This window comes from Sulfolobus sp. B1, assembly GCF_007050195.1.
Classification (GTDB): Archaea; Thermoproteota; Thermoprotei_A; order Sulfolobales; family Sulfolobaceae; genus Saccharolobus.
In genome coordinates, this window is the sequence record NZ_QIMI01000128.1 from 1 (window position 1) to 4,551 (window position 4,551).

Annotated in this window: 4 protein-coding genes and 1 pseudogene; 1 reads left to right on the forward strand and 4 read right to left on the reverse strand. The window is 35.3% G+C overall.

The window, feature by feature from the left end; genetic code table 11:
* The 4 genes from DMP16_RS08080 to DMP16_RS08095 form a co-directional block, all read right to left on the reverse strand.
* A partial coding sequence (locus DMP16_RS08080; protein ID WP_143577072.1) for an APC family permease occupies positions 1–1,322 on the reverse strand: 1,322 nt, incomplete at its 3' end.
* Positions 1,323–1,371: 49 nt separating this feature from the next.
* Positions 1,372–1,917 (reverse strand): hypothetical protein, encoded by a 546-nt coding sequence (locus DMP16_RS08085; protein ID WP_069283214.1) that lies wholly within the window; start codon positions 1,915–1,917, stop codon positions 1,372–1,374.
* A 4-nt stretch (positions 1,918–1,921) separates the two neighbouring features.
* On the reverse strand, positions 1,922–2,662 hold the full coding sequence (locus tag DMP16_RS08090) for a hypothetical protein (protein WP_069283212.1): 741 nt from the start codon (positions 2,660–2,662) through the stop codon (positions 1,922–1,924).
* Positions 2,619–3,488, reverse strand: a complete 870-nt coding sequence (locus tag DMP16_RS08095; RefSeq protein WP_069283210.1) for an ABC transporter ATP-binding protein — start codon at positions 3,486–3,488, stop codon at positions 2,619–2,621. Before DMP16_RS08095 ends, DMP16_RS08090 begins: the two co-directional genes overlap by 44 nt.
* A gap of 327 nt (positions 3,489–3,815) precedes the next feature.
* Between DMP16_RS08095 and DMP16_RS08100 the strand changes: the two are divergent.
* A pseudogene (locus DMP16_RS08100) lies at positions 3,816–4,551 on the forward strand (APC family permease); the annotation flags it as partial.

Below are 4,551 nucleotides of genomic sequence, written 5' to 3' on the forward strand. Positions count from 1 at the left end.
TCGTAGAGCAAATAAATTGGTATTCCAACTAAAACTGATCCTATAGTATAAAGTGTAGTGGGGTAAGTTGCCCAGTAAATCATAAGACCTCCTGCTGCGAAAGCTATTGGAGCAATAATATTGGCATAATTAAGTCTATAAACTCTATTTCTACTGGGATCTAATACTCTTAACACTAGTAATGAGACTGCAGCGGGGGCGTAACTCACTACACTTGCCACAGAGAATATTCCAGCTTCACTTAAGAATTGAGGAAAAGCTAACATGTAGATTACTCCAATAACTAATGAGACTATTAGAGATACGTATGGGACACCACTACTATTCAACTTAAGGAAAGATTTGGGCATATATCCATTTTTAGCATTAGCGTAGAGAACTCTAGCAGCTGAGCCAAAGTATACTAAAGTTGAGGAAATCGTTGCTATTACTGCAATCACGAAGAAGTATACCCCTAAGGTAGCTAACTTTCCGCTAAATTCTTGAGGTATTGGTGCTGATAGCGTTGAAATATAAGTCCAATTAAAAGGAGCAGTTCCAATGACATTCCAGTTTAGAGCTCCTAAAAATATTATTGATAAACCTAAGTAAATTATAAAGGATAAAATTATAGACAATATTACAGCTCTTGGAATATCTTTCCCGGGGTTTTTCATTTCCTCAGCGTAATCTATTGGTTGCCTAAAACCGGCATATGCATAAACTGTAATTGAAGAAGCTATAAGAGAACCAGATAACCCATAGGGTGCTATTCCTCCATACTTTGGGGGAGGAGAAAAGTTATTTGGATGAAACACTAGGATAGGTGTAATGATCATGAAAGCTACTAAACCAATCACCTTAATCCAAGTCATAATATCATTAGTCCTCGCAACCAGTTTTACCCCGAAGTATTGTATCAAGAAGAAGGCTAATAAAAAGCCTAAAGTTACTAATTCACCTTGTATTGTTAACCTACCATTTAAGTAAAGGGAAGGGTAGAAGAAGGCGATATATTCAACTATTGCAACAGTTTCTGAAATTATTGCCATAAAGTAACCTATGAAAGTACCCCAAGCATTAAAGAAGCTGGCAAACGCTCCATGCGAAAAATGTAAATACCTTACAACTCCTCCAGTCTCAGGATAAGTTGAGCCCAGTTCAGCAAATACTAGACCTAATAAAGATATTATGACTAGTCCTATTATCCATCCCAGAATTCCTATTGGACCTCCATCTGCGAAAACTATAGCTGGTATGAATGGGACAGCTGAACCTAATATCCCTCCTAAAGCTAAGAAGGAAGCAGATATTGGACCTATCTCTTTCTTAAAACTTGCCATAATAATTTTTCATGGAATCAAGTATTTAACCTTTTTTAGTTAAAAAACACTAACACATTTTAGAACTTCTTATCTTAATAAACCTATCAAAGATAAGTGATATCGCACCAACTAAGGTAAGGAAAAGTCCTAGTACTCTATCTAGCAAGACGTATTGTATTAGATTCACCTTATTAATGTCTATCTGAAGTAAAGCGGGATAACTTCCATTTCTCGTAGTAATTATCCTAGTATAGCTCACTGTTTTTTGATATATGAAGATACCTTTAGTTGTGTTTACGGTAACGTTTACTAACTTGGTAAAGATCTTAGGATATGTCTCATTATATATTGAAAATTGCCAATACCCACTTGATAACGTTAAATAGAATGGAACTTTCTCAATTACTGAGCTTCCATTATTATATGTTATCAATACGTAAACTGTCACGTTACTATCGTTCTCATATGCATTCAGAGTAGGATAGGCTATCGGCGGGATGTAAATGCTGTAGTGGTTAGTGAGAAATATAGTTTGATGGATTGGGGCATTAATTGAAAAGAGAGATAACGCTAGTAAAGCTATACCTATTGAAACTAAAATACTTCCTTTCAACTCTCTACACCTCTAACTCCTTAAACTTAATAATGGAAATCACGAGAAGAACTAATGAGGTGATGAATTCAATGATCACTCCGAAATTGAAATAGTTAATATTAGAATTTCGTATAGCTTGATACAGTAATATTACATAAGGGTTAGCAAATGATATAATATTAGCTAAGGAAAGATTATTGCTTATTATTTCATAATACTCTGCAATCCCTCCGAATACGAATAGAACACCTAATACGAAACCTGAAAATAGTGTAACTAAACCAGAACTTCTCATAGTCAAGGTTATTAATAGTATGAGGTTTAGTGAGAAGAAGTATCCAATACTGTATAATAATATTAAGCCTTGAGGTACATCAATACCGGAAAGTAGGATATAGATTTCCGTTGAACTTAACCAACATAAGTACGGAACTAACAAGTCCGTAATATAAATGAAGGAGAAGAGCTTAATTCTACTTATGGGAAAGGTTAGAAATGAGACTATCGTTTGTCTGGCTATGTGGTCTCCAGTAACGAAAATTATGTTCCTCATTCCTATTGCAAAGGCAATAGTTTCAGATACACTTATCAAAGGAATAAACGCTAGGACTATTCCATATAGAGAGAATAAAGCCCTAGCGTAAAAGGCTGTTATGAAGACGTTCGATACTATCATCGTAGAAAAAATTACCTCTAAGGTTGGTTCCCTATACCTCTCTTTAAATATCATCTTTAAAATCTGAAAATCTCTTGAAAGTCTCATCTAATGACGACCTCCAAACGCTCAGAATTTCGACTCCATTGTCATACAGCTTATTAACTATCTCTCTAATATCCCCTTTTACTCTTATATAAGGACCATCGATTACACCACCAATAACCTTTATCCCTTTCTCCACATCATTAACCAGAACATAAACTTCTTCCTCCTTTGATAGGTCTAGAGCCTCATTCATTTTACCGCTATATATTATTAAACCGTTATTAATGAATACTACGTCCGTCAATACCTTCTCTAACTCTGACAATATATGAGACGATATAAAGAAAGTAATACTCTCCTCCTTATTTAGCTTCTTAACTATTTCATAAAATTTTATTCTAGAAGTAGGATCTAAGTTCGCGGTAGGCTCGTCAGCAATTATTAACTCGCTATCTTTAAGAAGAGATGATGCTAGTTGGACCCTTTGGGCTAGACCAGAGGATAACTGCTTTATCTTCACCTTCAGATAATCTCTTAAATCCAGAAGGTCTATCAATTCATGATAATCATTTCCATATATGTTACTTAAGTCCTTTAGATACTCTTCTACAGTATTTTCGCTAGGTATTATTATGTTGGTGAAAATAACTGATAATTTTTCCATTACATTAGGGTTATCCCAAGGTCGTTGACCAAACACCTTTACTTCTCCCGAGTCCTCTTTTGTTAACCCAGCGAGTATTTTTATCGTAGTAGTTTTTCCACTACCATTAGGTCCTATGAAACCAGTAATAGAGCCTTTTCTGACCTTGAATGTAATCCCTCTTAATACCTCCCTTTTTCTGTAAGTTTTTCTCAAATTGTTTACTTCAATTATATAAGACATTATTAAGAATCTTCTAGCTTTTTATGGCGTATAAATTTTTTCCTAGATTTTTACAAAGTGAGGGAGGAAGGGCTTAGAAGTTATAAATAATACCAAATAACATAGATTCTATAGGTTAATTGAACTTTTTGACTAAGGTTACTGACCCCTTCTTGCCTTAAAAGGCGAGGTTTATCGCTCTTTCTATCATAACTAATATGCCTTCTCCCATGCTTCGACCGTTAACTCTAATCTAATGTAAGACCTAAGATAAAACTCTTTTGTTTCTATATTGCTACGTCTATATCGAGAGATTAAACTTATTAATATTCTCTCAAGGATAACTATATGGATAGCTTATCCAAGAAGCTTGAACCTAAGGAGGGCTCCTTACCAAGATATCTAATTTACGCTCAGTCCTTAGCTTCAATAGCCCCATTAGGATCAGCATCAGCTTACCTCACTTATGCCTTCTACAGCTCATATGCCTCAACGTTTATTGCTGGAATTCTGGGTTCTCTTATTTACTTCATATGGGTCTTAATTGGTTATAGATACTCTAAGATAATTGCAACTACTGGAGGTATATATGATTTTGCTAGATCAGCTAGTGGTGAAATGCTTGGTAAGATAGCGGGTTGGTTGTACTGGATAAGTTATGCGATATACTTACCTTCAGCGACTACATACTTAGTAGGAATAGTAATACCCTCCGAGTTTAGTTTTAACATAGTATACTTATCTATTTTAGAAATAGCTATACCAATAATTTTAACTTTACTATTGATCACTGGAATAAAGCCCCCGTTATTTTACGCTCTAATTACCTCGACCTTAGAAGTTATACTGATAGTCGTACTAGGAATAAAGGTACTAAGTATTACCGGACTATCGGTTAAGCCCTTACACGTCTCAGTAGGCTTATCATCATTAATGGCTGGTGCTCTAGGTGTCGGATTTACATTAGCTGGAGGGGGAGCCTCTTTCTTTCTAGGATATGAGGCAGTAGGAAAGGGGAGATCTGTTGGTCTTGCCTACATTATAGCTTATTGTGTAGCTAGCTTTGCAGTACTATTTGCCTCAT